16 protein-coding genes are annotated in these 26,982 nt (G+C 68.3%); 13 read left to right on the top strand and 3 right to left on the bottom strand.

What is annotated here, in order from left to right:
- Window positions 1–30: 30 nt before the first annotated feature.
- A complete protein-coding gene (locus tag HMPREF9710_RS12270) occupies window positions 31–2,220 on the bottom strand; it encodes an alpha-glucuronidase family glycosyl hydrolase (protein ID WP_005666764.1) in 2,190 nt (729 codons plus the stop codon).
- Between the two features lie 581 nt (window positions 2,221–2,801).
- Between HMPREF9710_RS12270 and HMPREF9710_RS12275 the strand changes: the two genes are divergently transcribed.
- From HMPREF9710_RS12275 to HMPREF9710_RS12295, 5 genes are all read left to right on the top strand, one after another.
- Complete coding sequence (locus HMPREF9710_RS12275) at window positions 2,802–5,882, top strand: TonB-dependent receptor (protein ID WP_005666768.1); 3,081 nt, start codon at window positions 2,802–2,804, stop codon at window positions 5,880–5,882.
- A 161-nt stretch (window positions 5,883–6,043) separates the two neighbouring features.
- Entirely contained in the window at window positions 6,044–7,228 is a 1,185-nt protein-coding gene (locus HMPREF9710_RS12280; RefSeq protein WP_005666770.1) for a fumarylacetoacetate hydrolase family protein, read from the top strand.
- Between the two features lie 23 nt (window positions 7,229–7,251).
- Window positions 7,252–8,043: a D-xylose 1-dehydrogenase gene (gene xylB / locus HMPREF9710_RS12285; protein ID WP_005666772.1), complete on the top strand. Its 792-nt coding sequence runs from the start codon at window positions 7,252–7,254 to the stop codon at window positions 8,041–8,043.
- Complete coding sequence (locus HMPREF9710_RS12290; protein ID WP_005666774.1) at window positions 8,040–8,912, top strand: SMP-30/gluconolactonase/LRE family protein; 873 nt, start codon at window positions 8,040–8,042, stop codon at window positions 8,910–8,912. Before xylB ends, HMPREF9710_RS12290 begins: the two co-directional genes overlap by 4 nt.
- 19 nt (window positions 8,913–8,931) lie before the next feature.
- Window positions 8,932–10,722, top strand: a complete 1,791-nt coding sequence (locus HMPREF9710_RS12295) for an IlvD/Edd family dehydratase (RefSeq protein ID WP_005666776.1) — start codon at window positions 8,932–8,934, stop codon at window positions 10,720–10,722.
- A 13-nt stretch (window positions 10,723–10,735) separates the two neighbouring features.
- Here the strand turns inward: HMPREF9710_RS12295 and HMPREF9710_RS12300 are convergent, their stop codons facing one another.
- Together HMPREF9710_RS12300 and HMPREF9710_RS12305 are read right to left on the bottom strand one after the other, a co-directional pair.
- Window positions 10,736–14,485: an AAA family ATPase gene (locus HMPREF9710_RS12300; protein WP_005666778.1), complete on the bottom strand. Its 3,750-nt coding sequence runs from the start codon at window positions 14,483–14,485 to the stop codon at window positions 10,736–10,738.
- Window positions 14,482–15,753, bottom strand: a complete 1,272-nt coding sequence (locus HMPREF9710_RS12305; protein WP_005666779.1) for an exonuclease SbcCD subunit D C-terminal domain-containing protein — start codon at window positions 15,751–15,753, stop codon at window positions 14,482–14,484. Before HMPREF9710_RS12305 ends, HMPREF9710_RS12300 begins: the two co-directional genes overlap by 4 nt.
- A gap of 120 nt (window positions 15,754–15,873) precedes the next feature.
- Between HMPREF9710_RS12305 and HMPREF9710_RS12310 the strand changes: the two genes are divergently transcribed.
- The 8 genes from HMPREF9710_RS12310 to HMPREF9710_RS12345 form a co-directional block, all read left to right on the top strand.
- The gene (locus HMPREF9710_RS12310) at window positions 15,874–17,106 is read left to right on the top strand and encodes a winged helix-turn-helix domain-containing protein (RefSeq protein ID WP_005666781.1); all 1,233 of its coding nucleotides are present in this window, start codon (window positions 15,874–15,876) and stop codon (window positions 17,104–17,106) included.
- A 200-nt stretch (window positions 17,107–17,306) separates the two neighbouring features.
- Window positions 17,307–17,903 carry a hypothetical protein gene (locus HMPREF9710_RS12315; RefSeq protein WP_005666783.1) on the top strand — a complete coding sequence of 199 codons (597 nt, stop codon included), beginning with the start codon at window positions 17,307–17,309 and terminating at the stop codon, window positions 17,901–17,903.
- A 79-nt stretch (window positions 17,904–17,982) separates the two neighbouring features.
- Window positions 17,983–20,664: a DUF349 domain-containing protein gene (locus HMPREF9710_RS12320; protein ID WP_005666785.1), complete on the top strand. Its 2,682-nt coding sequence runs from the start codon at window positions 17,983–17,985 to the stop codon at window positions 20,662–20,664.
- A complete protein-coding gene (moaE, locus tag HMPREF9710_RS12325) occupies window positions 20,661–21,119 on the top strand; it encodes a molybdopterin synthase catalytic subunit MoaE (protein WP_005666787.1) in 459 nt (152 codons plus the stop codon). Before HMPREF9710_RS12320 ends, moaE begins: the two co-directional genes overlap by 4 nt.
- Entirely contained in the window at window positions 21,104–21,490 is a 387-nt protein-coding gene (crcB, locus tag HMPREF9710_RS12330; RefSeq protein WP_005666789.1) for a fluoride efflux transporter CrcB, read from the top strand. The genes moaE and crcB overlap by 16 nt, the downstream gene beginning before the upstream one ends.
- Window positions 21,491–21,583: 93 nt before the next feature.
- Window positions 21,584–24,193, top strand: coding sequence for an ATP-dependent chaperone ClpB (gene clpB, locus HMPREF9710_RS12335; protein ID WP_005666790.1), 2,610 nt, complete (start codon window positions 21,584–21,586; stop codon window positions 24,191–24,193).
- Window positions 24,194–24,494: 301 nt separating this feature from the next.
- The gene (gene aceA / locus HMPREF9710_RS12340; RefSeq protein ID WP_005666794.1) at window positions 24,495–25,793 is read left to right on the top strand and encodes an isocitrate lyase; all 1,299 of its coding nucleotides are present in this window, start codon (window positions 24,495–24,497) and stop codon (window positions 25,791–25,793) included.
- 168 nt (window positions 25,794–25,961) lie between these two features.
- Window positions 25,962–26,982, top strand: a 1,021-nt coding sequence (locus HMPREF9710_RS12345; protein WP_005666797.1) for a 23S rRNA (adenine(2030)-N(6))-methyltransferase RlmJ, incomplete at its 3' end; no start/stop codon positions are given.

Consider the following 26,982-nt stretch of genomic DNA (forward strand, 5'->3'; position numbering starts at 1 on the left):
TCCAGGAGTGAATGGGGCAGGCGGGATCGTTCAGATCCCCGGGGCATACGGGAAGCGGATCGACTTGTAGTGGTCGAGCGAGTGCGCTGGCTTGCGCACGCCGGCCGGCAACGGCAGCCCGGACACGTCCTGGAAATAGGCGAGGCTGGCGTCGCGCCACCATTGCGCCTCGACGTGCTGCTGGGCCAGGCGCTGCGCGGTATCGGCGAAGCGCTGGGCGTCGACGAAGGGTTTCAGGCGTTGCCACTCGGCCTGCATCGCGGCGGCTTCGGCCACGCCGTGGTCGTAGTGCGCCACCAGCTCTTCCCACAGGGTGCGGCCGGACGGCATCCGGTAATCCCATGGCAGGCGGTGGAACCAGAGCAGCAGTTCGGGCGGCGTCGTTTTCGGATCGGCGAAGCGGCGCGCCACCTCGGGCGCATACTGGGCCACGGCATTGCTGCCCTTCGCGGTGCGGTCGAAGCCGATGCCGTCGCGGCCGGCGCGGTGGTAATAGATCGGGTTCCAGTCGGCGCGTTCGAGGTTGTCGACCCAGGGCGCCGGACCATGGTGGTGGCTGCTGCCCATCACGTGGTTCAGGCCAAGCGGCGTCATGTAGTCGACCACCGCTTCGCGCGAGCGCATCATGATGTTCACGACCGGGTCCAGCAGGCGTGCGTCCGGGCTGAAGGTCTGGGCCGCCCACTCGCGCGCGATGACGCGGCTGTCGAGGCCCTGGTCCCAGGCCATGCGGCCATACACATACCAGTTGGCCTGGTCGAAGATCGAACCGCTCCAGCTGCGGCTGCTGCCGATGTTGGCGACGCCTGCAATTCCACCTACCTTGCCGCCGACGCGGCCCTGCTTGCCCTGGATGGTGTCGGCCACCGTCAGCTTGCGTCCACCAATGCGGGTATCGAATTCCAGCGTCTCCTGGAACATCGGGCCAAGATAGGCCAGGTGGGTGGCGAAGCCCAGGTACTCCTTGGTGATCTGGAATTCCATGATCAGCGGCGTCTTCGGCATGGCGCCGAACATCGGGTGGGCCGGCTCGCGCGGCTGGAAGTCGATCGCGCCGTTCTTCACCTGCACCAGCACGTTGTCGTCGAACTTGCCGTCCAGCGGCAGGAACTGGTCATAGGCCTCGACCGCGCGGTCATGCAGCTTGCCCGCCTTCGATTCCTCGGGCGAGGCGTACACGAAGGCGCGCCACATCACGATGCCTTTGTGCGGGGCCACGGCGCGCGCCAGCATGTTGGCGCCGTCGGCGTGGTGGCGGCGATAGTCCTGCGGCCCCGGCTGGCCTTCCGAATTGGCCTTGACCAGGAAGCCGCCGAAATCGGGAATGGTGCGGTAGATCTCGTCGGCCTTGTTCTTCCACCAGGCGGCGACTTCGGGGTCGAGCGGATCGGCCGTCTTCGTCTGCTTCATCTCGAGCGGCGTCGACCAGCGCACCGACAGGTAGACCCGGATGCCGTAGGGGCGCAGCACGTCGGCGATGGCGGCGGCCTTGGCGATGAAGGGCGCGCCGAGCACCTCGGCCTTGGAGTTCACGTTGTTCAGGACGGCGCCGTTGATGCCCAGCGAGGCATTGGCGCGCGCATAGTCGGTATAGCGCGGATCGACGATGTGCGGGAGTTCCCACCAGTTCCAGATCGACTCGCCGGCATAGCCGCGCTCCACGCTGCGATCGAGGTTGTCCCAGTGGTTCAGCACGCGCAGGGGCAGGGTGGGGCTGGAGGCCAGCGCGATCTGGTCAGCGCGGGCGCCCGTCTGCAGCTGGCGCAGCCAGGCGAAGCTGCCGTACAGCAGGCCGATGTCGGTATTGGCCGCAACCAGGGTGACGGCGACGCCATCCAGCCTGGCGCGCCGCACCAGGTAGCCTTCGTCGCCGAGCTTGCGCAACTGCTCGCGCACGGCGGATACGGCATCCAGGCCGGCCGGCAGGTCGACGCCGCGCGCCAGCACGATGGTATCGAGGCGCGCTCTGTCGACGACGCCAGGCTCCTTGCCCAGCAGTCCCCGCAGGCCACGTTGCAGCTCGGCGCGCGCCGCGCCCCTGGTCGGGCTGTCGGCGCCGAGGGTCAGGATCGCGTCGGCGACGTGCGCGCGCTGGGCGGCGGGGAGGGGTTGATAGCGCAACCACAGTTGATAGCCATCCTCTGCGGCGGCATGGGTCGGGATGCATAACAGCATGCCGAGAAGAAACGCGGCCCAGAGCCGCCCGAAGAGTCGGTGCATTCGCTTGTCTCCATGTTTTTATAGACCCGGAATGTTTGTTTTGTATCATCCGGCTGCGGGAATGTTAGCGCGAACCTTTTCGATTTGAAAGCATTTTGTTGCGCCGTCCACGGTGCGGAGGCGGCAGCCGGCGCGTCAGCACCCGGGTCGCCAGGCGCGCTTGATAGGCCTAACATCCGCGCTTTCGCCACGTTCGGAATATTTTGTTGACAATCATTATTTTTGACCAGTAGACTGCGATGGTTGCGATAACATTCGTGTTAATAGAGATGTTCGTAACATGTGCTTGAAGTAGAAAAATAACGAGGAGATAAGCATGCAACAGCGAGACGTCACCGCACGTCCGGCCATGCCTTCTGGCGGCCGCACCAATCACTCATCCATTCCAGTCGCGTGGCCGGACTCGCCGACCCCGCGCCCTGCGCATTCCTTCGTGTCGAAGGGCGTGACCTGCCGCTAGCGCGCCAGGGAAGAAAGCCCTGTGTGCCGCGACAAGGCAGTTTTGCCTACCCATAAGACAACCGTAAAAGGTTGCTTGCCAAGAAGTAAATAGAAGTAAAAAAACCATCAGGAGACATTGAATGACTCGTAATGCTAAGCAGCAGGGTGTAGCTCGCCGGCGCCAGTGGGCGCTCGGCCTGACCGTCATGGCGGGCCTGGTTCACCAGGCGTACGCGCAGGACACCACCGCCACCACCACCGACGCCAATGCGCAAGCCAATGTGAACGTCGTCAAGGTGACCGGCTACCGCGGCAGCCTGCTGGCGTCGGCGCGCGACAAGAAGGAAGCCGTCGGCTTCCAGGACACCATCAGTTCGGAAGACATGGGTAAATTCCCGGACAAGAACATCGCGGAATCGCTCAGCCGCATTCCCGGCGTCCAGATTTCGCGCGACGTCACGGGCGAAGGCATGAACGTCCAGATCCGCGGCCTGGGCTCCAGCTTCACCAAGGTCCTGCTGAACAATGCGCAGATCGCCGTGGCGTCGTCCGGACCGATCGACGGCGCCAGCACCAACCGCGAGATCGACCTCGACCTGCTGCCGACCGAGCTGTTCACCAAGCTAACGGTCAGCAAGAGCCCGAATGCCTCGCAGCTCGAGGGCGGCGCCGCCGGCGTCGTCAACCTGCGCAGCGCGCGGCCGTTCGACAAGGAAGGCGCCTACGTCGTGTACAACGCGAGCGCGCAGAAGCAGGAAATCGCGAACGACGTCGGCGGGCGCGGCTCGATCCTGGCGAGCAAGACCTGGGGCGACAAGTTCGGTATCCTCGGCGGCGTCTACTACAACCGCCAGAAAGCGCGCACCACCGGCTACGAGACGGTCGGCCTGACCAATGCCAACCTGTCGGCTGCGCAGAACGGCCTGCCTTCGCGTAACAATACCGGCGGCGGCAACTGGACGATTCCCGGCACCGTGCCCGTCGGCGCGGGCGCGGGCCTCGTTCCCGGCACGCCGATCAACCAGGGCTTCCTGGAGGCCAACAACCCGGGCACCAGCATCACCGCGATCGACAACGCGCTGGTCCCGCGCCTCGGCCGCTACATGGAATACTACGGCGACCGCGACAAGGCCTCGGCCATCATCAGCGCCGAGTATCGTCCTACCGAAAACCTGCACTTCTACGTCGACACGCTGTACAGCGAAAAGGACGACGACATGCAGCGCATCGGCTACACCTGGGCCATGCGCAACGAGTTCGCCATTCCGCTCAATATGACCGTGGACCGCGCCGATTGCAGCGCCGGTTGCACGGCGACGGGCGGCACCTTCGCCAATGCGCGCTACTTCATCGAGTACGGCCCGCGCCGCGACAAGACCACGCTCAAGGGCATCAACCCGGGGATGACGTGGCAGATCGCGCCAACCCTGAAGCTCGAGGCGCAGGCCAACGCGACGGAGTCGGACTTCACGCACGAAGCGCCGACCGTCATGCCGATCACCGCGGCGGGCAGCGGACTGGTGGCCAGCTATGACGCCACCAATGGCGGGGTGCCCAGCATCACGTTCAACAACGATGTGAACAACCCGGCGAATCTTGGCTGGGCAGGTGGCCGCGTCAATATCCAGAACGAGCTGCGCGAAACCAGCACCAAGGGCTTCCATACCGACCTGACCTGGGGCGACAACAAGCTGAACCTGAAGCTCGGCTACGCCTACGACGACATCGACCGCCGCATCCGCGGCCAGGACAACTCGGCCGCCTGGCAGGCCGCGGTGTGCGGCAACAATCCAAGCGTGTTCCTGCAAGGCCCCAACGGCGCGCCGGCCTGCGACGGCGCCAACACGCCTGGCGCGAGCGCAGCGGCGCTCTATCCCGGCTTCGGCACCGGCTACACCGCGGGACGCACCGACCAGCTGGTCTACCAGGGCTCGCTGATCCCGGCCGACAAGCTGGCAAGCTACCTGGTGCCTGGCGAATACGGCCGCCTGGTCGTCGACTGGGACCGTTTCAGGAAGGATTCGAACTACGATTACTACAACTCGACGGCGCCGGATTCGACCAGTTCGTCGACCGGGGCGAGCGCGGGCTACATGCGCGAGAAGACCTCGGGCTTCTATACCGAGATCAACGGGTCGACCCTGCTCGCCAACATGCCGTTCCGGTATAACGCCGGCGTGCGGTATGTGCGCACCAAGCAGGAGGTCGGCTCCCTGAATTCGTTCAGCGATCCACGCAACGCCAACCTGACGCTGAATGGCGCCAAGTACCCGAACGCGACCGAGTGGCAGTATGTGAACAACACCTACAACAACACGCTGCCATCCGGCACCGCCGCCCTGACGGTCGCCAACAACGTCATCGTGCGCGCCGCGGCATCGAAGAGCATGACGCGCGCCAATCCGAACTCGCTGCGTCCCGGCATCAACTTCAGCTCGGTGTCGGCCGACGTCGGCACGATCGGCAGCCCCGAACTGCAGCCCTACATCTCGAAGAACCTGGACTTCGGCGTCGACTGGTACACCGGCGGCGAAGGCTATGTGAGCCTGACCGTGTTCCAGAAGAAGCTCAAGGGCTTCACGGTGATCGAGAACCGTACCTTGCCGTTCAGCGCGCTGGAGCAGTATGGCGTCACCTATAACAACCTGATCCCGAACGCGCAGGCGGCGATCGACGCGCGCGGCGGCCCGGGCGCGGCGACCGTGGTGATGAGCCAGGAACGCAATGCCGGCGGCATCCTGCGGATTCGCGGCCTGGAAATCGGCTGGGTCCAGCCACTCGACAGGTTCTTGCCGATCAAGGGCTTCGGCTTCAGCGAAACCGCGACCCTGATCAACCAGTCGGCCAGCGGCGAGGGCACCAACGGCTTCGTGGCGCTGAACGTGCCGCGCAAGAGCAACAACTTCGGCATCTACTACGAGAACCACGGCTTCATGGCCCGGTTCTCGCACACCTACCGCGAAGGCAGCCAGGCGGCCAGCGGCGGCCAGAACGGCATCGCGGCGGCCGCCCTGTATGGCCGCGCGTACAAACAGGCCGACTTCTCGTCGAGCGTGGATCTGGAGCGGGTGTTCGATCGTGAGGGCTGGCCGACCGTCACCTTCGATGTCGTCAACATCAACAAGGCCAAGCGGGACTCGTACTTCCAGTTCGAGAGCGCGCAGTTCGGGTTCTATGACCCGGGCCGCACCTTCCAGCTGGGTGTGCGCGGCGAGTTCTGACCCAACGCTGCCTGACCCGCCCTTCCCGGGCCTGCCGTCCCTCGGCAGGCCTGAGGAGGAGGTGATGATTGCGTTAACATTAATGTTAGAATCATGTCCGAAGGCTTCACCCCGAACCCCATACTGCCGCCCCGAGGGCGGCACCAGCAATCGAGGAACCCATGACTACCATCCAAGCCAATCCGCTTCCCGATGACCTCGACCGCGCGCTGCTGGTCGGCCGGGTCTGGCGCACCGGCGCCAACGAAGGTCCAGCCGTGGTCGCCGTGCGCGGCGGCCGCCTGGTCGACATCACCCGCCATGCGCCGACCGTGGCCGACCTGTTCGAACGCCGCGACCTGCTGGCCATCGCGGGCGGCGCCGAGGGCGAAGACCTTGGCGAGGTGCGCGCGCTGATGGACGCCGCGCTGCGCTGCGAGGCCGGCGCCAACGGCATGCGCCTGCTGGCGCCATGCGACCTGCAGGCGATCAAGGCCGCCGGCGTGACGTTTGCCGTCAGCCTGCTGGAACGCGTGATCGAAGAGCAGGCCAAGGGCGACCCGTCGCGCGCCGAGGCGCTGCGCGCGCAGCTGCATGCGACGATCGGCACCGACCTGTCGGACATCGTGCCGGGCTCGGAGGCCGCGCAGCGCCTGAAGACCGAACTGTCGGCGCGCGGCCTGTGGTCGCAGTACATGGAAGTGGGCATCGGCCCGGACGCCGAAGTCTTCACCAAGTCGCAGCCGATGTCGGCGGTGGGCCACGGCGCCGACATCGGCCTGCATCCGACCTCGCACTGGAACAATCCCGAACCCGAGATCGTGCTGGCGGTGAACAGCCGCGCCGAGATCGTCGGCGCCACCCTGGGCAACGACGTCAACCTGCGCGACATCGAAGGCCGCAGCGCCCTGTTGCTGGGCAAGGCCAAGGACAACAACGCTTCCTGCGCCATCGGCCCCTTCATCCGCCTGTTCGACGACACCTATTCGCTCGACACCCTGCGCGCGTGCGAGGTGAACATGCTGATCGAAGGCGTGGACGACGGCTTCATCCTGGAAGGCAGCAGCCGCATGCGCGAGATCAGCCGCGACCCGCTCGACCTGGTGGCCCAGACCTGCGGCGCGCACCACCAGTACCCGGACGGCTTCATGCTGTTCCTCGGCACGATGTTCTCGCCGATCAAGGACCGCGACGCCGAAGGCGGCGGCTTTACCCACCACCTGGGCGACAAGGTCGGCATCTCGACCCCATCGCTCGGCACCCTGGTCAACACCGTGCAACGCAGCGACGCGATCACGCCCTGGACCTTCGGCGTGCGCGCGCTGTACGCCAACCTGGCGCAGCGCGGCTTGCTGGTCCAGGAATAAAACAGTCCTACTACGAAAAACCCATGTCTGACACTACACAACCAGCCTTTGTATACGCAACTTATCCGGACCTGAACGGCAAGCGTGTCGTCATCACCGGCGGCGGCAGCGGCATCGGCGCCGAGCTGGTCACCGCCTTCGTCGGGCAGGGCGCCCGGGTCTGGTTCCTCGACATCGCCGAGGGCGCAGGACGCGCCCTGGCCGAGTCGCTGGACGGCGCGACCCACGCACCGCGCTTCGTCCATTGCGACCTGACCGACCTCGATGCGCTCAAGCGCGCCTTCGACGGCATCGTGCAGGACGCCGGCGCGGTCGACATCCTGCTCAACAACGCGGCCAACGATGACCGTCACAGCATCGGCGACGTCACCCCGGCCTACTGGGAAAGCCGGATGAACGTCAACCTGCGCCACCAGTTCTTCTGTTCCCAGGCCGTCATTCCCGGCATGCGGGAGCAGGGCCACGGCGTGATCCAGAATTTCGGCTCGATTTCGTGGCACCTGCCGCATACCGAGCTGGCCCTGTACATGACGGCCAAGGCCGGCGTCGAGGGCATGACGCGCGCGATGGCGCGCGAGCTCGGGCCGCACGGCATCCGCACCGTGGCCGTGGTGCCGGGCGCGGTGCGCACCCCGCGCCAGGAAGCGCTGTGGCACACGCCGCACGAGGAAGCGCGCATCCTGAACGGCCAGTGCCTGCAGGAGCGCGTGGAGATGCAGGACGTGGCGGCGCTGTCGCTGTTCCTGGCCTCGAACAATGCGCGTCGCTGCAGCGGCCGCGAATACTTCGTCGACGCGGGCTGGTACGGCGCATGAACAACGCGCCGCACTGCCTGTGGGAGGTGGGCGCCACGCTTGGCGAAGGCGCGCTGTGGCATGGCGCGGCGGGCCAGGTGTGGTTCGTCGACATCAAGGGCCGGCGCCTGCATTGCTATGGCGCCGGCAATGGCGAAAAACGCAGCTGGGACGCGCCGGGGCAGGTGAGTTTCGTGGTGCCGGTCGCGGGCGGTGGTTTCGTCTGTGCGCTGGAGGATGGCCTGTACCGCTTCCACGAGGCGAGCGGCGAGTTCACCCCCTTGCTGAAGGTCGAGGCCGACCAGCCGGGCAACCGCTTCAACGACGGCCACGTCGACGCCGCCGGCAGCTTGTGGTTCGGCTCGATGGACGACGCCGAAGACCAGGCCAGCGGCGCCCTGTACCGCTTCGACGGACGCGCGGCGAGCCGCGTGGACGACGGCTACGTGATCACCAACGGCCCGGCCATCAGCCCCGATGGGCGCACGCTGTACCACACCGACACGCTGGCCAGGCGCATCTACGCCTTCGACCTGGGCCAGGACGGCCTGGTCGCGCGCAAGCGCCTGTTCGCCGAGCTGGCCGACGGCGGCTATCCGGACGGGATGGCGGTCGATGCCGAGGGCTGCCTGTGGGTGGCCACCTTCGGCGGCTGGCGCATCGACCGCTTCGACCCGCAGGGACGCAAGGTGGGCGAAGTGCGCTTCCCGTGCGCCAACATCACCAAGCTCGCCTTCGGCGGCGACGACCTGCGCACCGTGTATGCCACGACCGCGCGCAAGGGCCTGTCGGCCGCCCAGCTCGACGCGCAGCCACTCGCGGGCGGGCTGTTCACCTTCCGCGCCGACGTGCCGGGACTGCCGCAGCATGCGTTGCGGCTGCAGGATTAACCATGGAATATCCGACACAATGAGCAACAACGTGAATAACAGCGCCAAGCGTCGCTACCGGTCCCAGGACTGGTTCGACAATCCCGAGCGCATCGACATGACCGCGCTCTACCTCGAGCGCTTCATGAACTACGGGATCACGCCCGAGGAGCTGCGCTGCGGCAAACCGATCATCGGCATCGCCCAGAGCGGCAGCGACATCACGCCGTGCAACCGCATCCACCTGGAGACCGTCAAGCGGGTGCGCGACGGCATCCGCGACGCCGGCGGCATCCCGATGGAATTCCCGCTGCATCCGATCTTCGAGAACTGCCGCCGTCCGACCGCGGCCCTGGACCGCAACCTGGCCTATCTCGGCCTGGTCGAAATCCTGCACGGCTATCCGATCGACGCCGTGGTGCTCACCACCGGCTGCGACAAGACCGTGCCGGCCCAGCTGATGGCCGCGGCCACGGTCGACATTCCGGCCATCGTGCTGTCGGGCGGGCCGATGCTCGACGGCTGGTTCGAGGGTGAGCTGGTGGGCTCCGGCGCCGCCATCTGGAAGGCGCGCCGCCAGCTGGCGGCCGGCGCCATCGACGAAAAGAAGTTCGTCGACATCGCCACCGCGTCGGCGCCATCCGCCGGGCACTGCAACACCATGGGCACTGCCTCGACCATGAATGCCGTGGCCGAGGCGCTGGGCATGTCGCTCACCGGCTGCTCGGCGATCCCCGCGCCTTACCGCGAGCGCGGCCAGATGGCCTATGAAACCGGCCGCCGCATCGTCGAACTGGCGAAGGACGACGTGCGCCCCTCGCAGATCATGACGCGCGAGGCCTTCCTCGACGCGATCGTGGTCAACGCCGCGATCGGCGGCTCGAGCAACGCCCAGCCGCACATCGTGGCCATGGCGCGCCATGCGGGCGTGGAGATCACGCCCGAGGACTGGATGGAATACGGCTACGACGTGCCGCTGCTGCTGAACATGCAGCCGGCCGGCAAATACCTGGGCGAGCGCTTCCACCGCGCCGGCGGCGTGCCGGCCGTGATGTGGGAGCTGGAGCAGGCGGGCAAGCTGCGGTCGACACGCCCGACCGTCACCGGCAAGACCATGGCCGAGAACATCTACGACCGCGAGACCGACGACCGCGAGATGATCAAGCCGTTCGCCGAGCCGCTCAAGGAAACGGCGGGCTTCCTGGTCCTGAAGGGCAATCTGTTCGACTTCGCGATCATGAAGACCAGCGTGATCTCGCCGGCCTTCCGCGCGCGTTATCTCGCCAATCCGGGGCACGAGAACTGCTTCGAGTGCAAAGTGGTCGTATTCGACGGCTCGGACGACTATCATCACCGGATCAACGATCCGAGCCTGGGCATCGACGAGTACACGATGCTGGTGATCCGCGGCGCGGGCCCGGTCGGCTGGCCCGGTTCGGCCGAGGTGGTCAATATGCAGCCGCCCGATCACCTGATCAAGGAAGGCATCAACAACCTGCCGACCCTGGGCGACGGCCGCCAGTCGGGCACCTCGGACAGCCCGTCGATCCTGAACGCCTCGCCCGAGAGCGCGGCCGGCGGCAACCTGGCGCTGCTGCGCACGGGTGACGTGATCCGGGTCGACCTGAACCACGGCCGCTGCGACGTGCTGCTGTCGGACGAGGACCTGGAAGCGCGCCGGAGCGACGCGCCGCCGCCGATCCCCGCCAGCCAGACCCCGTGGCAGGAGATCTACCGCGCCACGGTGGGCCAGCTGCACAAGGGCGCGTGCATGGAGCTCGCCCTGCCGTATCGCGGCGTGGGGCACGACATGCCGCGCCACAACCACTGATCCAACCGCGCGGTCACTCCACCACGACCGCGCTGCTGCCTCCACCGGCGGGTCGCACCAGCACCTTGGTCGCGATCCGCTCGGTCATCTCCTGCACGTGCGAGATCACGCCGACCTTGCGGCCCATCGATTGCAGCGCGTCCAGGGCGTCCATCGCCACCCCCAGCGTTTCGCTGTCGAGGCTGCCGAAGCCCTCGTCGATGAACAGCGATTCGACCCGCACCCGGTTCGAGGACAGCGAGGCCAGGCCCAGCGCCAGCGCCAGCGACACCAGGAACGATTCGCCGCCCGACAGCGAGTTCACCGAGCGCACTTCGCCGCCCATGTCCTGGTCGCGCACCATCAGCGCCAGCGACGGCATGCCCTGGTAGCTGACGCGCTCCAGGCGGTAGCGCCGGGCCAGCTGCTTCAGGTGCTCGTTGGCATAGCCGAGCAGCACGTCGAGCGTGAATTGCTGGGCGTAGTTGCGGAACTTCTTGCCGTCGCTGGAGCCGATCAGCTCCGACAGCTTGCCCCAGCGCTGCTCGAGCGCCTGCTGGCGCTCGATCTCGGCCAGGCTCGATTCGGCCTGGCGCCGTCGCTCGTCGTCCTGCAGCGCACGCAGGCGCAACGCGGTCGCCGCTTCGATCGACGCCTGGCGTTCGACGACCAGCGCGTCGAAGGTGGCCTTGACCGCCTCGAACGGTTGGCCTTCCCGCGGCGCCGACTCGAGATGCGCCGCACGCTGGGCGCGCCGTTCGGACAGGACCACGGTGGCATTGGCGACCCCGGTCTCGATGGCGTTCAGGGCGCTGCGCTCCTGCGCCAGCCAGGCGGCGCCGACCTGCAGCAGGCGCGCCAGTTCGTCGGTGTCCCCGATGTCGTCCAGGCCGTCGGCCTGGCGCCGGTAGTCTTCCAGCCATTCGGCCAGTTGCGCGCTGGCCGTGGCGCCAGCCCCGTCGAGTTCCGCGATGCGCTCGATGAGCTGGGCCTGCGCGGTGCGGGCCCGGGTCTCGGCCTGCGCCGCCTCATTGGCGGCTTGCTGGCGCGCCGCTACCTGCGCGCGCGCCGCGCTCACGGCGGTGGTCAGTTCGCGTTCGACTTCGGCCGCCGCGCGCCCTTGCCACAAGGCGGCGCGCGCTGCGCGTTTCGCGCCCAATTCGCCGTCGATGCGCTCGAACTCGAAGGCCAGCCGGGCGCCGGCCGCGTCGATTTCGGCGATGCGCGCCTGGAGCGCGTTCGCCTCGACTTCGAGGGTCGCGCTCGCGGCGGCGCCGCGCGCCTGGGCCTCGGTCTGCTCGCGCCACCCGGCGGCTTCGGCGGCGCGGGCCTGGCTCCAGGCGACGGGATCGTGGCGCCAGGCCGTCTGCCAGCCGTCGCCGTGGGCGGCGGCCATGGCGGGGTCTAGTTCGGCCAGCAGGGCGTCCAGTTGCGTGGTTGCCGCCTGCTGGCCGGCGTCCAGCGTTTTCAGTTCGCTCTGCAGGCGGGTCGCCGTTTCGCGCTCGGCCTCGGCATTGCCGCGCAGCCGCGCCAGCACCGACTGCGCGCCGTCGACGTCGCGCTGGGCCGCGTCGCGTGCGCTGGCGGCGGCGCGCAGGGCCTGTTCGCGTCGCGCCAGCGCATCGAGGGCGTCGCGCAAGGCGCCGCGTTGAGCGCCGAACCAGTCGCCGCGTTCCTGTTCGCCCGGCGCCTCGGCCGCCAGCGGATCGGCATCCCAGGCATCAAGCAGGCCGGCGATCTGGAGATCGATCGCCGCGCGGTCCTGGGCAAGCGCCGCAAGCCGTTCCTGGGCGGCGGCGAGGGCGGCGCCATGGGCCGCCTGCAGCGCGCCATTCTCGCGCACGCGCAGGCGGCAGCCGTCGACCTCGGCCCGCAGGCCCGTCAGCATCGCCTTCAGCGTCGCATCCTGGTGGGCGTAGGGGTGGTCGAGGGCGCCGCACACGGGGCAGGGGTCGTCGTCCACCAGGTTCGCGCGCAGTTGCTCCACATTGGCGGCGCACGCCAGTTCGGCGGCGCTCAGCGAGCGTTCGGCCTGCGCCATCGCCGCTTCCAGTGCCGGCGCGGCGGCGCGCGCCTCCTGCAGGGCGCGTTCGGCGCCTGCCGCGGCGGTCGCGGCGCGGTCCGCTTCGCGCGCGAGTCCGGCCAGCGTGTCGCGCGCCGCCGACAGGTCGAGCCAGGCGCGTTCGGCCGCCGCCAGCCGTTCGCGGCGTCCTTCCAGCTGCTGGCGCTCGGCGCCGATCGCCTCGGCGTCGAACTCCCCGAGCGCCGCCATCGCCGCGCGCCGGTTCGCCTCCAGCAGGTCGAGACGTTCGATGGCCTGCGCCAGCGCGCCGGCCGCCTGGGCGTCGCGTCCGAGCGCCTGGTCGGCCGCCGTGCGGGTGGCCGTCAGCGCCGCTGCGCCGGAAGAGAGGGCGGCTTGCGCCTGGCCGGCCTGGCGCAGCAGGCGTTCCCATTGCGCCCAAGCGGTGGCCACGGCTTCGTGCCGCGACTGCGCCGCCAGCCAAGCGGCGGCGGCCTCCACAAGGCCACGCGCGCGCGCGAGTTCTTCGGATTTCGCCCCATGCCGGACCCGCGCCTCGCGGGCCTGCTGGCGCGCCGCTTCCAGCGCAGTCTTGGCCTGGGCATGGCCGGGAGCGAGCGTCTCGAGCGCCGCATCCAGGGCCTTGGCCTGGTCGAGTTGCGGGGCGGCGGCGCGCAGCTGCTCTTCGAAGGCGTCGAGGCGCGCGATGGCGGCGTCGACGTCGGCATTGCTCACGCGGCGCGCTTCGAGCGCCGCCGCCAGCTCGGCTTCGAGCTTCGCGACCGAAGAATGTGCCTGGCGCCGTTCGGTTTCCAGGCGCTGGACCTCGGTCGCCAGCGGCCGTGCCGGCTGCACCGCTTCCAGCGTGGCCAGGCGCTGGCGCCGTTCGGCGGCCGCGGCGCGCTCGCTGTTGGCGGCGGCCAGCGCTTCCTCGGCCTGGGCCTGGGCGCGCCCGAGCTTGTCGAGCTCCTGGTGCCAGCGCAGCTGCTGTTCCAGCAGGGCGTGGCGGCTGTCGAGCGCCTCACGCGCGGCGTCGGCGGCGCCGCGCTCGAGGTCGAGTTGGGCGCGTTCGCCTGGCGCCAGCGGCGCCACATTGGCCAGCTTGGCCTGCAGCGCCTGGGTGCGCTGCTGTTCGAGCTTGTAGCGCTCGAAGGCGCGGCGCGAGATCTCGCTGTAGACCGTGGTGCCGGTCAGGGTCTCGAGCAGCTCGCCGCGTTCGTTCTCGTCGGTCTTCAAGAATGCCGAGAACTCGTTCTGGGCCAGCAGCACGGCGCGTGTGAACTGCTCGAACGACAGGCCGATGCGCTGCACGATCTCCGCCGCCACTTCGGTCTTGGTGCCGCCGATCGGCGCGAGTTCCGGCAGGCGGTGCAGGCTCATCTTGGCCGGCTGCAGCGCGCCGCCCGGCTTGTTGTAAGAGCGGCGCACGCTCCAGCGCGCGCGGTAGCGTCCGTCGTCGCTGCCGACGAAGTCGACTTCGGCCCAGGCCTCGGCCGCGCCGCGCCGCAGCAGGGTGCGCGGATCGAGCGCCGAGACGGTGTCGCCGCCCACGTCCGGCAACTGGCTGCCGGCGCGCTTGAGCATGCGCGGGGTGGCGTCGTACAGCGCCAGGCACAGGGCGTCAAGCAGGGTGCTTTTTCCGGCGCCGGTGGGGCCGCTGATGGCGAACAGGCCGCTGCTGGCCAGCGGTCCGGATTCGAAGTCGACCGCGAATTCGCCCGCCAGCGAAGCCAGGTTCTTGCCGCTGATGCGAAGGATCTTCATCGCGCCTCTCCTTCCACGGCGTGGAACAGTTCGGCGAACGATTCGATCTGTTCCGGCGGCGCCTCATCGCCATATTTTTGCCGCCACAGGCGGCGGAAGATATCGTCCGGCTGCAGCTGCGCCAACTGGTCCAGGCTCAGCGCTTCGGCCTCGTCGCTTGCTGCGACCAGCTTGCGCGTCGGCTCGATCTTGGCCAGCTTCACGGGCTTGCCCGCCAGGACCGCCTCGATGCGGGCGCGCAGGCCCGGCTCGGGGCCGTCCAGCAGCACCCGCACTTCGAGATAGGGCCAGGCCTGCTGCGGCAGATCCGGGTCCAGTGCCAATGCCTCCAGCGCCGCCAGCGCTGCTTCGAGCGGGGCAGGCAGGGCCGGCACGCGCAGCAGCTGCACCGGACGCGGCACGTACAACGGTTCGACTGCGGCGGCCCTGGCGCCGTCGAGATCGATGCGCAGCACCTGGTGCCGGTAGCCGACCTCGGAGAACGACAGCGGCAGCGGGCTGCCGCAATAGCGCACGTGTTCGAGGCCGCCGACGCGCTGGGCCAGGTGCAGGTGGCCCAGCGCCGCATAGGCGATGCTATCGTCGAACATGCTGACCGGCAGGGCTTCGCTGCCGCCGATCACGATGCGGCGCTCGGAGTCTTCGGACGGCTGGCTTTTCGCCATATGGCAGTGGCCCATGGCGACGATGGCCTGGCCCGCGGCGGCCCGTTCGCGCGCCAGCGCATGCGCCTGGCGGTAGAGCAGGGCGGCGCCGTGCAGATAGGGGTCGTTTGGCGCGGCCTCGGCCGGGTCGACGCCTTCGGCCGCGCGCAGGCGCGGCAGGTCGCCGGGACGCAGGAAGGGCACGGCCAGGCACCAGGCCGCGGTCTGGCCGTCGCGGTCGCGCAGCGGCACCAGCAGGCGCTCCAGGTCGATCTCGCCGTCGCCGCGGCGCAGGACGTTGCCGACCACGATCGTGCCATGGGCTTCGAGCAGCGGCGTCGGCGCCTCCAGCCGGCCCGGCGAATCGTGGTTGCCGGCGATGACCACCACCTGCAGGTGCGGCACGCGGGCGCGCGCCTGCTGCAGGAAGCGGTACAGCTGGCGCTGGGCGCTCGAGGACGGATTGGCGGTGTCGAAGATGTCGCCCGCGATCAGGAGCACGTCGATGCGCTCTTGCACCAGCGTGTCGGCGAGCCAGTCGAGGAAGCACTGGTGTTCGTAGGTCCGGTCGTGATTGTGCAGGGTCTGGCCGAGGTGCCAGTCGGAGGTGTGCAGCAGCCGCATGAGAGACTCGAGAAAGGTGGATCGACAAATCGGCGCCTACTATAACGCAGCCGAGCGCTCGTCTGCTGGAGAATGCCGGGACGGTTGACGCAATGTTGCCCAAACGGTCAGAATGGTTGGATGAGCGAACTGACCTTGTCGATCGGCGCCGCGCGCGCACTGCACCTGGCGGCCCAGGGACTGGCGACGGCGCGCCGCCGCCGCGCCGGCAAGGACGACGTGCTGGCCGCGATCCGGCGCATGCGCATGCTGCAGATCGACACCATCAGCGTGGTCGCGCGCAGTCCCTACCTGGTGCTGTGGAGCCGGCTGGGCGACTACGATCCGGCCTGGCTCGACGAGCTGCTGGCCGAAGGTCACCTGTTCGAATACTGGGCCCACGAAGCCTGCTTCCTGCCGATCGAGGACTATGGCCTGTACCGGCACCGCATGCTGGATCCGGAGGCGATGGGCTGGAAGTATTCGGCGCGCTGGATGCGCGAGCGCGCCGACGAGGTGGCGCGGCTGGTCGAGCATATCCGCGCCGGCGGGCCGGTGCGGGCCGCCGACTTCGCGCGCCAGGACGGCAAGTCGGGCGGCTGGTGGGAGTGGAAGCCCGAGAAGCGCTCGCTCGAGGTCCTGTTCACGGCCGGCGCCCTGATGATCGCGCGCCGCCACAACTTCCAGCGCGTGTACGACCTGGCCGAGCGCGTCCATCCGACCTGGCACGACGACCGGATGCCGGCGCTGGACACGGTGCGGCGCGAATTCGCGCTGCGCACCGTGCACGCGCTCGGCCTGGCGCGGGCGGCGTGGATCCCGGACTACCACCGCACGCGCCGGCCGCACGTCGATCCGGCGCGGCTGGCCCACGAGGGCTTGCTGGTCGCGGCCCGGGTCGAGGGCTGGCGCGACCCGGTCTACATCCACCCCGAGCACCTGGGGCTGGCGCGCCAGGCGGCGGACGGCGCGTTGGCCTCGAGCCTGACCACCTTGCTGTCGCCGTTCGACCCGGTGGTGTGGGACCGCCGCCGCGCGCTCGAGCTGTTCGGCTTCGACTACCGGCTCGAGTGCTACACCCCGGCGGCCAAGCGCCGCTACGGCTATTTCACCCTGCCGATCCTGCGCCGCGGCGCCCTGGTCGGCCGCATCGACGCCAAGGCGCACCGCAAGCAGGGCGTGTTCGAACTGCGCAGCGTGGCGCTGGAGCCCGGCGTGCGCCCGAGCGCCGGCCTGGCGCGCGACGTCGCCGGGGCCGTGGCCCGCTGCGCCGGCTGGCACGGCTGCCCACGGATCGCGGTGGCAGGCAGCGACCCGGCCGCTTTCGGTAACATGTTGGAAGGGCATGTTGTAGAGGAAATTCACCCCGACTGACCTCGCTCGCATTGTGAAATCGGGTTTGAGCAATGTCAAACCTACTGACCTTCTTCTCTCTACACTACGAAGTTCCTGTCGGCCGGCGCATGACAAGCCAGGAACGCAAACCACTGCCGGCTACCCCTATAAAGCATCCCCGACCGCCCCAGGCGTGGATTTTCCACGCGCGCCGGAGGAGCAAATTGAGAGGAGACACCATGCTGACATCAACCTATACGCTGGTCGCCTTGTCCGTCGAGCAGGCCCGCGCGCGGATCGAGGTGCAGGCGTTGCTCGAACGCTGGCGACCTTGCGCCTGGTGGGGCGAACCGCCCGCGATGCGCCAGTACCAACAGGCGTGCGATGCGCTGCGCCAGGTCTGCGATGCCTGTCACTGGCGCAAGCTCGACAAGTTCGTGCTGCCGGCGCTGCGCCGCTGCGGCGAGGACGCCGCCCGCCTGGTGGCCGAGCTGGATGGGTTGAGCCGGCAGGCGCTCGACGCGCGCCAGGCGGCGCAGGCCGCCGCTGTCCTCGGCGATCCCGGCTGCCTGGCGGCGCTCGAACGCTGCTGCCAGCTGCTGCTCGAACGGCTCGAGCGCGAAGAGCGCGAACTGCTGCCGATGGCGCGCACCACGATCCCGGGCGAGGTCTGGTTCGCCATCGCCAACCAGATGCTGGCGCACGATGCGCACCAGAGCGAAAGCCGGGGTGAAAGCCGTGGCGACGGGCGCGGCGCCGACATCGGCGTGATGCGGGCCTTGCCGCCATCTGAGCTTTCTCCGAGGCAAAAGCACGCCTTGCCGCTGGTAAACTGAGAAGCGTCGCCGGGCCGGACATGCCGAACGATACCGGGGTTCTTTGCTATGATGGGAGTTTTGGAAGTGCGATTTCATCATGTTCGAATTCCTATTCAAGCGGCAGGGCGGGAAATCGGCCACGTCCGGCGACAAGCCGGAGGCCAGGCCTGCCGCGGCGAAGGCTTCCGCGACGGCCGGCGCCAAGGCCGGCGCCGGCAAGTCGGGCAGCGCGCCGTCCGCGCCGGCCCCTGATGCGCAGGCTGCACGTGCGGCGCTCGCCGATGCCCGCGCGCGCCAGGCCGAACGGCTCAAGGGGCTGGGCGCCGACGAAGCGGCCGCCGTCGATTTCATCCTCCAATCCGAATTCTCCGAACTGCGTCTCGCCGCGGCCGAACTGGTCCACGGGCGCGAGCACCTCGAGCGCGTGCATGCGGCGATGCGCAACGTCGACCGCCGCGTCGCCAAGCTGGTGCAGGGCAGGCTGGACGCGATCCGCCACCACGAATCCGAACTGCGCCGCGGCGAAGAGACGCTGGCCCAGGCCAGGTCGCTGCTGAGCGATGCCCTCCTGACCCCGAACCACGTGGCCGAGCTGGACCGCAAATGGTCGGTCATCCGCGCTCCCGAGCTGGCAGCCGACTTCGACACGGTGCGCGCCGAGCTCGGCCGTCGTCTCGCAGCGCAGGTCGCGCTGCAGCGCGCCATGATCGACCGCCTGGCCGTCTTGCGCGGCCTCGAGGCGGCCGGGCTGGACGCGGCCGCGCTGGCCGCGCGCCTGGCCGGGCTGCAGCAGGAGCAAGAGGCGGCCCTGGTCGATCCCGGCCACGCCTCGCTGCCGCGCGCCCTGGTGGCCGAATTCGCGACCGAACACGCGCGCCTGACCGCCAGCTTGGCAACCATCGAGCAAGACCAGGCCGCGCTGGCCGCGCGCGAGGCCGCCCTGAGCGCATGGCAAGCCCAGGCCCCGGCCGAACTCAAGCACGAGACCTTGCGCAGGGAGTGGCAGCGCCTGCCGGCCCTGCCGGCGCACGCCGCCGGCGCCGCCCTGCAGGCGCGTTTCGATGCGCTGCTCGCAAGCCTGCCGCAGGAAGCACGTCCGCCCAAGCCGGCGCCGGCCGCGAAGGACGGGGCGAAAGAGGGCGGCAAAGAGGGCGCCAAAGAGGGCGCCAGGCCGGCCGCGCGCGGCGCCGACCAGGCCTTCCTCGACAAGCTGGATGCGCTCGAAGCCGCCTTGCAGCAGGGCTCCCTCGGCACCGCCGCCGAGCTCGACAAGGCGCTGAAGGAAGCCAAGGACAAGGGCATGCGCCTTTCCGCGCCGCAGGCCGACCACCTGGCCCATCTGCGCGCCGAGCTCAAGCGGCTGTCGGATTGGGCGCGCTGGGGCGGCAACGTCTCGCGCGAAGAACTGATCAAGACCGTCGAAGCGCTGCCGACCCAGGGCCTGGCGATGGCCGAGCTGGCCAAGAAGGTGGGCAGCATGCGCGATCGCTGGAAAGCCCTGGACAGCCTGTCCGGCCCCGCGCCGCGCAGCCTGTGGGAGCGCTTCGACGCCGCCTGCAGCGCCGCCTATGCGCCGGCCGCGGCCCACTTCAGGCAGCTGGCCGACGAGCGCCACGCCAACGCGGCGCGCGGCCAGGCCCTGGTCGAGGAAGCCCAGGCCGAGATCGGGCGCCTGCAATCGGGCGAGGCCGACTGGAAACACGTGTCCGGCACCGTGCAGCGCCTGCGCACCGCCTGGAGCCACCTGGGCGCGGTCGACCGCAAGGAAAAGAAGCGCCTGGACGCGCTGTTCGCCGACGCGCTGACCACCTTGCAACGTCCGCTCGAAGACCAGCGCAAGGTCGAGATCGCGGTGCGCGAGCAGCTGATCGAAGAAGTGCGCAAGCTCGACCCGCACGAGCGCCATGCGGTGGACATGCTGCGCGAGCTGCAGGCGCGCTGGCAAGAGCACGCGCGCGCGTTGCCGCTCGAGCGCAAGGCCGAGCAGGCGCTGTGGCAGCGCTTCCGCGGCGCCTGCGACGCGCTGTTCGCCGCGCGCAAGGAGCAGGCGCATGCGGCCGACAGCGAGCGCCGCGCCCACGAGGCGGCCAAGGAAGCACTGTGCGAACGCCTGGAGGCCGCCGCGCCGGACGCCACGCCTGCCAACGTCGGCAAGCTGCTGCGCGAGGCGGCGGCCGAGTGGAATGCGATCGGCCCGGTGCCGCGCGCCCACGAGGCGCGCATCGACAAGCGCTATCACGCCGCCGTCGCCAGGGTGCAGCAGCATGCCGACGCCGCGCGCCGCGCCCAGGATACGGTCCTGGCCGGCGCCGTGCGCGACAAGCTGCGCCTGGTCCAGGCGCTCGAGACGGCGCTGGCCAATCCCGCCGCCCATACCCATGATTCGGACTGGCGCGGGCGCTGGGACGCCATGCTGGCGCTCGAGGGCGGCTACGAGCCGATCCTGCGCGCGCGCTTCGACGCCGCGCTGGCGGCCCTGGATGCGTCCGAAATCGAGCGCGCCGCCTACGTGCGCACGATGGAAGACAATCGCGGGCGCCTGCTGAACGACTTGCTGCGCCTGGAAATCGCGGCCGGCATCGACAGCGGCCCCGAATTCGCGCGCGAACGCCTGCGCCTGCAGGTCGAGGTGCTGCAAAGCTCCCTCAAGTCGGGCCAGAAGCCCGGCGCGCAGGCGGCCGGGCTGCGCGCGCTGCTGGCGCTGCCGGCCCTGCTCGACGTGCGCACCGAGACCCGCATCGAACACCTGTTGTTGCGCCAGCCGAAGGACAATCCATGAACGAAGTACGGGTACAGGCCGGGGATTTCGACCTCGGCCAGGAAGTGGCGCGCCTGCGCGCGAACGATGCGCGCATCGGCGCCGTGGTGTCGTTCGTCGGCACCGTGCGTGACTTGAACGATGGCGCGAAGGTCTCCGAGATGGAGCTGGAACACTATCCGGGCATGACAGAAAAGTCGCTGGAAGCGATCGCGGCGCGCGCCTGCGAGCGTTGGCCCCTGTACGGCACCCTGGTCATCCACCGTGTCGGCCCATTGGCCCCGCTGGACCAGATCGTGCTGGTCGCCTGCAGCGCCGCCCATCGGGGAGATGCCTTCGCGGCCTGCGAGTTCATCATGGACTACCTCAAGACCGAGGCGCCGTTCTGGAAGAAAGAGCAGACGCCGGACGGCGCGCGCTGGGTCGACGCCCGCGTCACCGACGACAGCGCGAAGGCCAGGTGGGAAGCGCCCTGAGCTTTGCCGCGGTCGGCCTGGGCGCCGCGCTCGGCGCCTGGCTGCGCTGGGCCTTAAGCCTGTGGCTGGGCGGCCTGCACGGCTTCGTGCAGGTCGGAACGCTGGCGGCCAACCTGGTCGGTGGATACCTGATCGGCCTGGCGCTGGGCTTCTTCGCCGGCCAGCCGGGCCTGGCGCCCGAGTGGCGCCTGTTCGCCATCACCGGCTTTCTCGGCGGCCTGACCACCTTTTCCAGCTTCTCGGGCGAGTCGGTGACCCTGCTGCAGCGCGGGGAGGTCGGCTGGGCGCTGGCGCACACGGCCTTGCACCTGTTCGGTTCGCTGCTGCTGTGCGCGGCCGGCTTCGCGACCTGGCGCGCGCTGCGCGGCTAGCCAGGCCCCGGGCCGGCTCGGCCCATCTTGAAAACTTGTCCTTGCATCCCTATCTTGCTCTCCAACTAAGAACAACCTCTAGGGAGCAACACCATGCGGCAAGATAAATTGACGACCAAGCTCCAGGAAGCCCTGGCGGATGCCCAGAGCCTGGCGGTCGGCAACGATAACCAATACATCGAAACAGTCCATCTCCTGCTCGCCCTGCTGAACCAGGACGACGGCAGCGCGCGCTCGCTGCTGCAGCGCGCCGGCGTCAATGTCGGCGGGCTGACCAATGCCTTGAAGGCGGCGCTCGAGCGCCAGCCCAAGGTGACCGGCGCCGGCGGCAACGTCCAGGTCGGGCGCGACCTGATGGCGCTCCTGAACCTGTCCGATCGCGAGGCGCAGAAACGCGGCGACCAGTTCCTCTCGTCCGAGATGGTGCTGCTGGCGCTGACCGAGGACAAGTCCGACGCCGGCCGCCTGGCGCGCGAGAACGGCCTGGCGCGCAAGTCGCTCGAGTCGGCCATCTCGGCCGTGCGCGGCGGCGAAACGGTGAATTCGCCCGAGGCCGAAGGCCAGCGCGAAGCCCTCAAAAAATACACGCTCGACCTGACCGAGCGCGCCCGCGCCGGCAAGCTCGACCCGGTGATCGGCCGCGACGACGAGATCCGGCGCGCGATCCAGGTGCTGCAGCGACGCAGCAAGAACAATCCGGTGCTGATCGGCGAACCCGGCGTCGGCAAGACCGCCATCGTCGAAGGCCTGGCCCAGCGCATCGTCAACGGCGAAGTGCCCGATTCGCTCAAGGGCAAGCGCGTGCTGTCGCTCGACATGGCGGCGCTGCTGGCCGGCGCCAAGTTCCGCGGCGAATTCGAGGAACGGCTGAAGAGCGTATTGAAGGAACTCGCGCAGGATGAAGGGCAGACCATCGTCTTCATCGACGAGATCCACACCATGGTCGGCGCCGGCAAGGCCGAAGGCGCCATGGACGCCGGCAATATGCTGAAGCCCGCGCTGGCGCGCGGCGAGCTGCACTGCGTCGGCGCGACCACGCTCGACGAGTACCGCAAGTACGTCGAGAAGGACGCCGCCCTCGAGCGCCGCTTCCAGAAGATCATCGTCGACGAGCCGAGCGTGGAGGCCACCATCGCCATCCTGCGCGGCCTGCAGGAAAAATACGAGCTGCACCACCAGGTGGACATCACCGACCCGGCGATCATCGCCGCGGCCGAGCTGTCGCACCGGTATATCACGGACCGCTTCCTGCCCGACAAGGCGATCGACCTGATCGACGAGGCGGCGGCCAAGATCAAGATCGAGATCGACTCCAAGCCCGAAGTCATGGACCGCCTCGAGCGGCGCATGATCCAGCTGAAGATCGAACGCGAGGCGGTGCGCAAGGAAACCGACGAGGCCTCGCAGCGCCGCCTGGAGCTGCTGGGCGAGGAGATCGCGCGCCTGGAACGCGAGTACAACGACTATGAAGAAGTGCTGAAGGCCGAGAAGGCCGCGGTGCAGGGCACGACCCATATCAGGGAAGAGATCGAGCGCATCCGCTACCAGATGGAGGAAGCGCGGCGCCAGAGCAACTGGCAGCTGGCCTCGGAACTGCAGTATGGCCGCCTGCCGGAGCTGGAAGCGCAGTTGCGCCAGGCCGAGGACGCCACGGCCCGCGCCGAAGCCGACAACGTGAAGCCGAAGCTGCTGCGCACGCAGGTGGGCGCCGAGGAGATCGCCGAGGTGGTCTCGCGCGCGACCGGCATCCCGGTGGCGCGCATGATGCAAGGCGAACGCGACAAGCTGCTGCACATCGAGGACGAGCTGCACAAGCGCGTGGTGGGCCAGGACGAGGCGATCGAGGCGGTGTCCGACGCCATCCGCCGCTCGCGCGCCGGCCTGTCGGATCCGAACCGTCCCTACGGCTCGTTCATGTTCCTGGGGCCGACCGGGGTCGGCAAGACCGAGCTGTGCAAGGCGCTCGCCGCCTTCCTGTTCGACACCGAGGATGCGCTGATCCGCATCGACATGAGCGAATTCATGGAGAAGCATTCGGTCGCCCGCCTGATCGGCGCGCCGCCGGGCTATGTCGGCTACGAGGAGGGCGGTTACCTCACCGAGGCGGTGCGCCGCAAGCCCTACAGCGTGATCCTGCTCGACGAGATCGAGAAGGCGCACCCGGACGTGTTCAACGTGCTGCTGCAGGCGCTGGACGACGGCCGCATGACCGACGGCCAGGGCCGCACCGTGGACTTCAAGAACACGGTGATCGTGATGACCTCGAACCTCGGTTCGCACCGGATCCAGTCGATGGACACCGACGAGCCGGCCGTGGTCAAGCTGGCCGTGATGGCCGAGGTGCGAGGCCACTTCCGTCCCGAGTTCATCAACCGGATCGACGAGATCGTGGTGTTCCACGCGCTCGACGAGAAGAACATCGGCGCCATCGCCCGCATCCAGCTGCACAACCTGGAAGCGCGCCTGGCCAAGATGGAGATGACGCTCGATATCGACGACGAGTCGCTGCAGAGAATCGCGGAGGCCGGCTACGATCCGGTGTATGGCGCGCGTCCGCTCAAGCGCGCGATCCAGCAGCAGATCGAGAATCCGCTGTCCAAGGCCATCCTGGCAGGGCGCTTCGGACCGAAGGACACGATCCCGGTGCGGGTGCGCCACGGTGAACTCGCGTTCGGCGACGAGACGGTCGACCTGGCCAAGTAACCGAACGGTTGTTCCGGTAGCGAAGGGCGCGGCATTTGCCGCGCCCTTCGTCGTTTTTCATGATGCGAAATCACGGCCCCGCGATGCGGGATGCGCAGCAAATCCGCGTGCGGCTGTGATCTCATGGTAAGAAATTTTATTTCATATCATGGAGTATCGAGCGCAACTATATGATTATAAAGGGATAAATTTTACTGTTCTGTCTTATATAAGAGTGATTGTGCTGCGCACAAACCGGGCTAAGATGATGTCAACGGATTCGCACTACCTTCAATCATGTCTTTGACTTCAGGAGAGCATCATGACTAGCCGTGAACAGCAAATCGCCGAACTGCAACAGGAATGGGACAGCAACCCGCGCTGGAAAGGCGTGGTCCGCAACTACACCGCGGCCGACGTCGTCCGCCTGCGCGGCTCGCTCCCGATCGAGCACACCCTGGCCAAGCGCGGCGCCGACAAGCTGTGGAAGCTGGTGCACGACGAGCCTTACGTCAACGCCCTCGGCGCCCTGACCGGCAACCAGGCCATGCAGCAGGTGAAAGCCGGCCTGAAGGCGATCTACCTGTCGGGCTGGCAGGTGGCGGGCGACGCCAATGCCGCCGGCGAGATGTATCCCGACCAGTCGCTGTATCCGGCCAATTCGGTGCCGCTGGTCGTGCGCCGCATCAATAACACCTTCCAGCGCGCCGATCAGATTCAATGGTCCGAGGGTAAGGACGACATCGATTACTTCGCGCCGATCGTGGCCGATGCCGAAGCCGGTTTCGGCGGCGTGCTCAATGCCTACGAGCTCATGAAGTCGATGATCGAGGCGGGCGCCGCCGGCGTGCACTTCGAAGACCAGCTGGCCTCGGTCAAGAAATGCGGCCACATGGGCGGCAAGGTGCTGGTGCCCACCCGCGAGGCGGTCGAGAAGCTCAACGCCGCGCGCCTGGCCGCCGACGTGATGGGCACCTCGACCCTGGTGATCGCCCGCACCGATGCCGAGGCCGCCGACCTGCTCACCTCGGACGTCGACGCCAACGACAAGGAATTCTGCACCGGCGAGCGCACGGTGGAGGGCTTCTTCCGCGTCAAGCCGGGCATCGAGCAGGCGATCTCGCGCGGCCTGGCCTACGCGCCGTATGCCGACCTGGTGTGGTGCGAGACCGGCAAGCCCGACCTCGAGTTCGCGCGCCGCTTCGCCGACGCCATCCACGCGAAATTCCCGGGCAAGATGCTGGCCTATAACTGCTCGCCCTCGTTCAACTGGAAAAAGAACCTGGATGACGCCACCATCGCCAAGTTCCAGCGAGAACTGGGCGCCATGGGCTATAAATTCCAGTTCATCACCCTGGCCGGCTTCCATGCGCTCAACTACGGCATGTTCAATCTCGCCCACGGCTATGCCCGCAGCGGCATGTCGGCCTTCGTCGAGCTGCAAGAGGCGGAATTCGCGGCGGCCGAGAAGGGCTTCACCGCCGTCAAGCACCAGCGCGAAGTCGGCACCGGCTACTTCGACGCCGTGACCCAGGCCATCCAGCAGGGCCAGAGCTCGACCACCGCATTGCATGGCTCGACGGAGGATGAACAGTTCTTCGAAGCGAAGAAAGTCGCCTGAACCGGTAACACCTTCCGCGCCGCTTTTCTTGCCGGCCGCAGCCTCACAAGGGCTGCGGCTTTTTGCGTGGCGCAAGGCATTTCCAGCCCCGGGCGGTTGTAGTGGATAATGGCGCCTAATTCTGCCGCCAACTTTCTTGCGGCAAACCTCTTTTAGGAATTCCAGCTTATGTTGAGCTACCGCCACGCCTTCCACGCGGGTAACCACGCCGATGTCCTCAAGCATTTCGTCCAGGTGCAGCTGCACCTGTACATGAACCAGAAGGATGCCGCCTATACCTATATCGACACCCACTCGGGCGCCGGCGTGTATGCGCTCGACAGTTTCCAGGCGACCAAGACCGCCGAGTTCGATACCGGCATCGGCCCGCTATGGAACTGCAGCGACGTCCCGGCCCCGCTGAAGGAATACCTCGACCTCATCAAGGGAATGAATCCGAGCGGCAAGATGCGCTACTACCCGGGGTCGCCCTGGGTGGCCGAGCAGATGTCGCGCGAGCAGGATCGCCTGCGCTTGTTCGAGCTGCACCCCGCTGATTGCAAGATCCTGGCCGAAAACTTCCGCAAGCTCGACGCGCACAAGGCCGAGCAGGGCGAGCGCTCGCGCGGCCGCCGCGTGATCATCGAGCATGGCGACGGCTTCCACAGCATGAAGGCGCTGCTGCCGCCGCCGTCGCGCCGGGCGCTGGTGCTGATCGATCCGCCCTACGAGATCAAGGACGATTACAAGCGTGTGCGCGACGCGCTCGACGAGGCGCTGGGCAAGTTCCCGAGCGGCATGTATGCGATCTGGTATCCGGTGCTGCAGCGCATGGAGTCGCGCCAGTTCGCCGACCGCCTCAAGCGCCTGCCGGCCAAGGAATGGCTCAACGTCACGCTCACCACCAACACCCCGACCCCGGACGGCACCGGCCTGCACAGCAGCGGCATGTTCATCCTGAATCCGCCGTACACGCTGGAGCCGATCCTGCGCGAAGTCATGCCCTACCTGGTGCGCGTGCTGGGCAAGGATGCCGGCGCCCGCTTCACGATCGAGAAGGGCACGCAGGTGACGGGCGCCGCCGCCGGCCGCCTGGTGGGCGACGCGCCGCGCGCGCCGGTGGGCAATGCGCGCCGCGCCAGTCCGCTGTCGGGCAAGGGTAGCCTGCGCCTGCCGGGCCAGAGCATGCCGCGCGCCGACGAAGCGCCGG

Source organism: Massilia timonae CCUG 45783 (assembly GCF_000315425.1).
GTDB classification, from domain to species: domain Bacteria; phylum Pseudomonadota; class Gammaproteobacteria; order Burkholderiales; family Burkholderiaceae_D; genus Telluria; species Telluria timonae.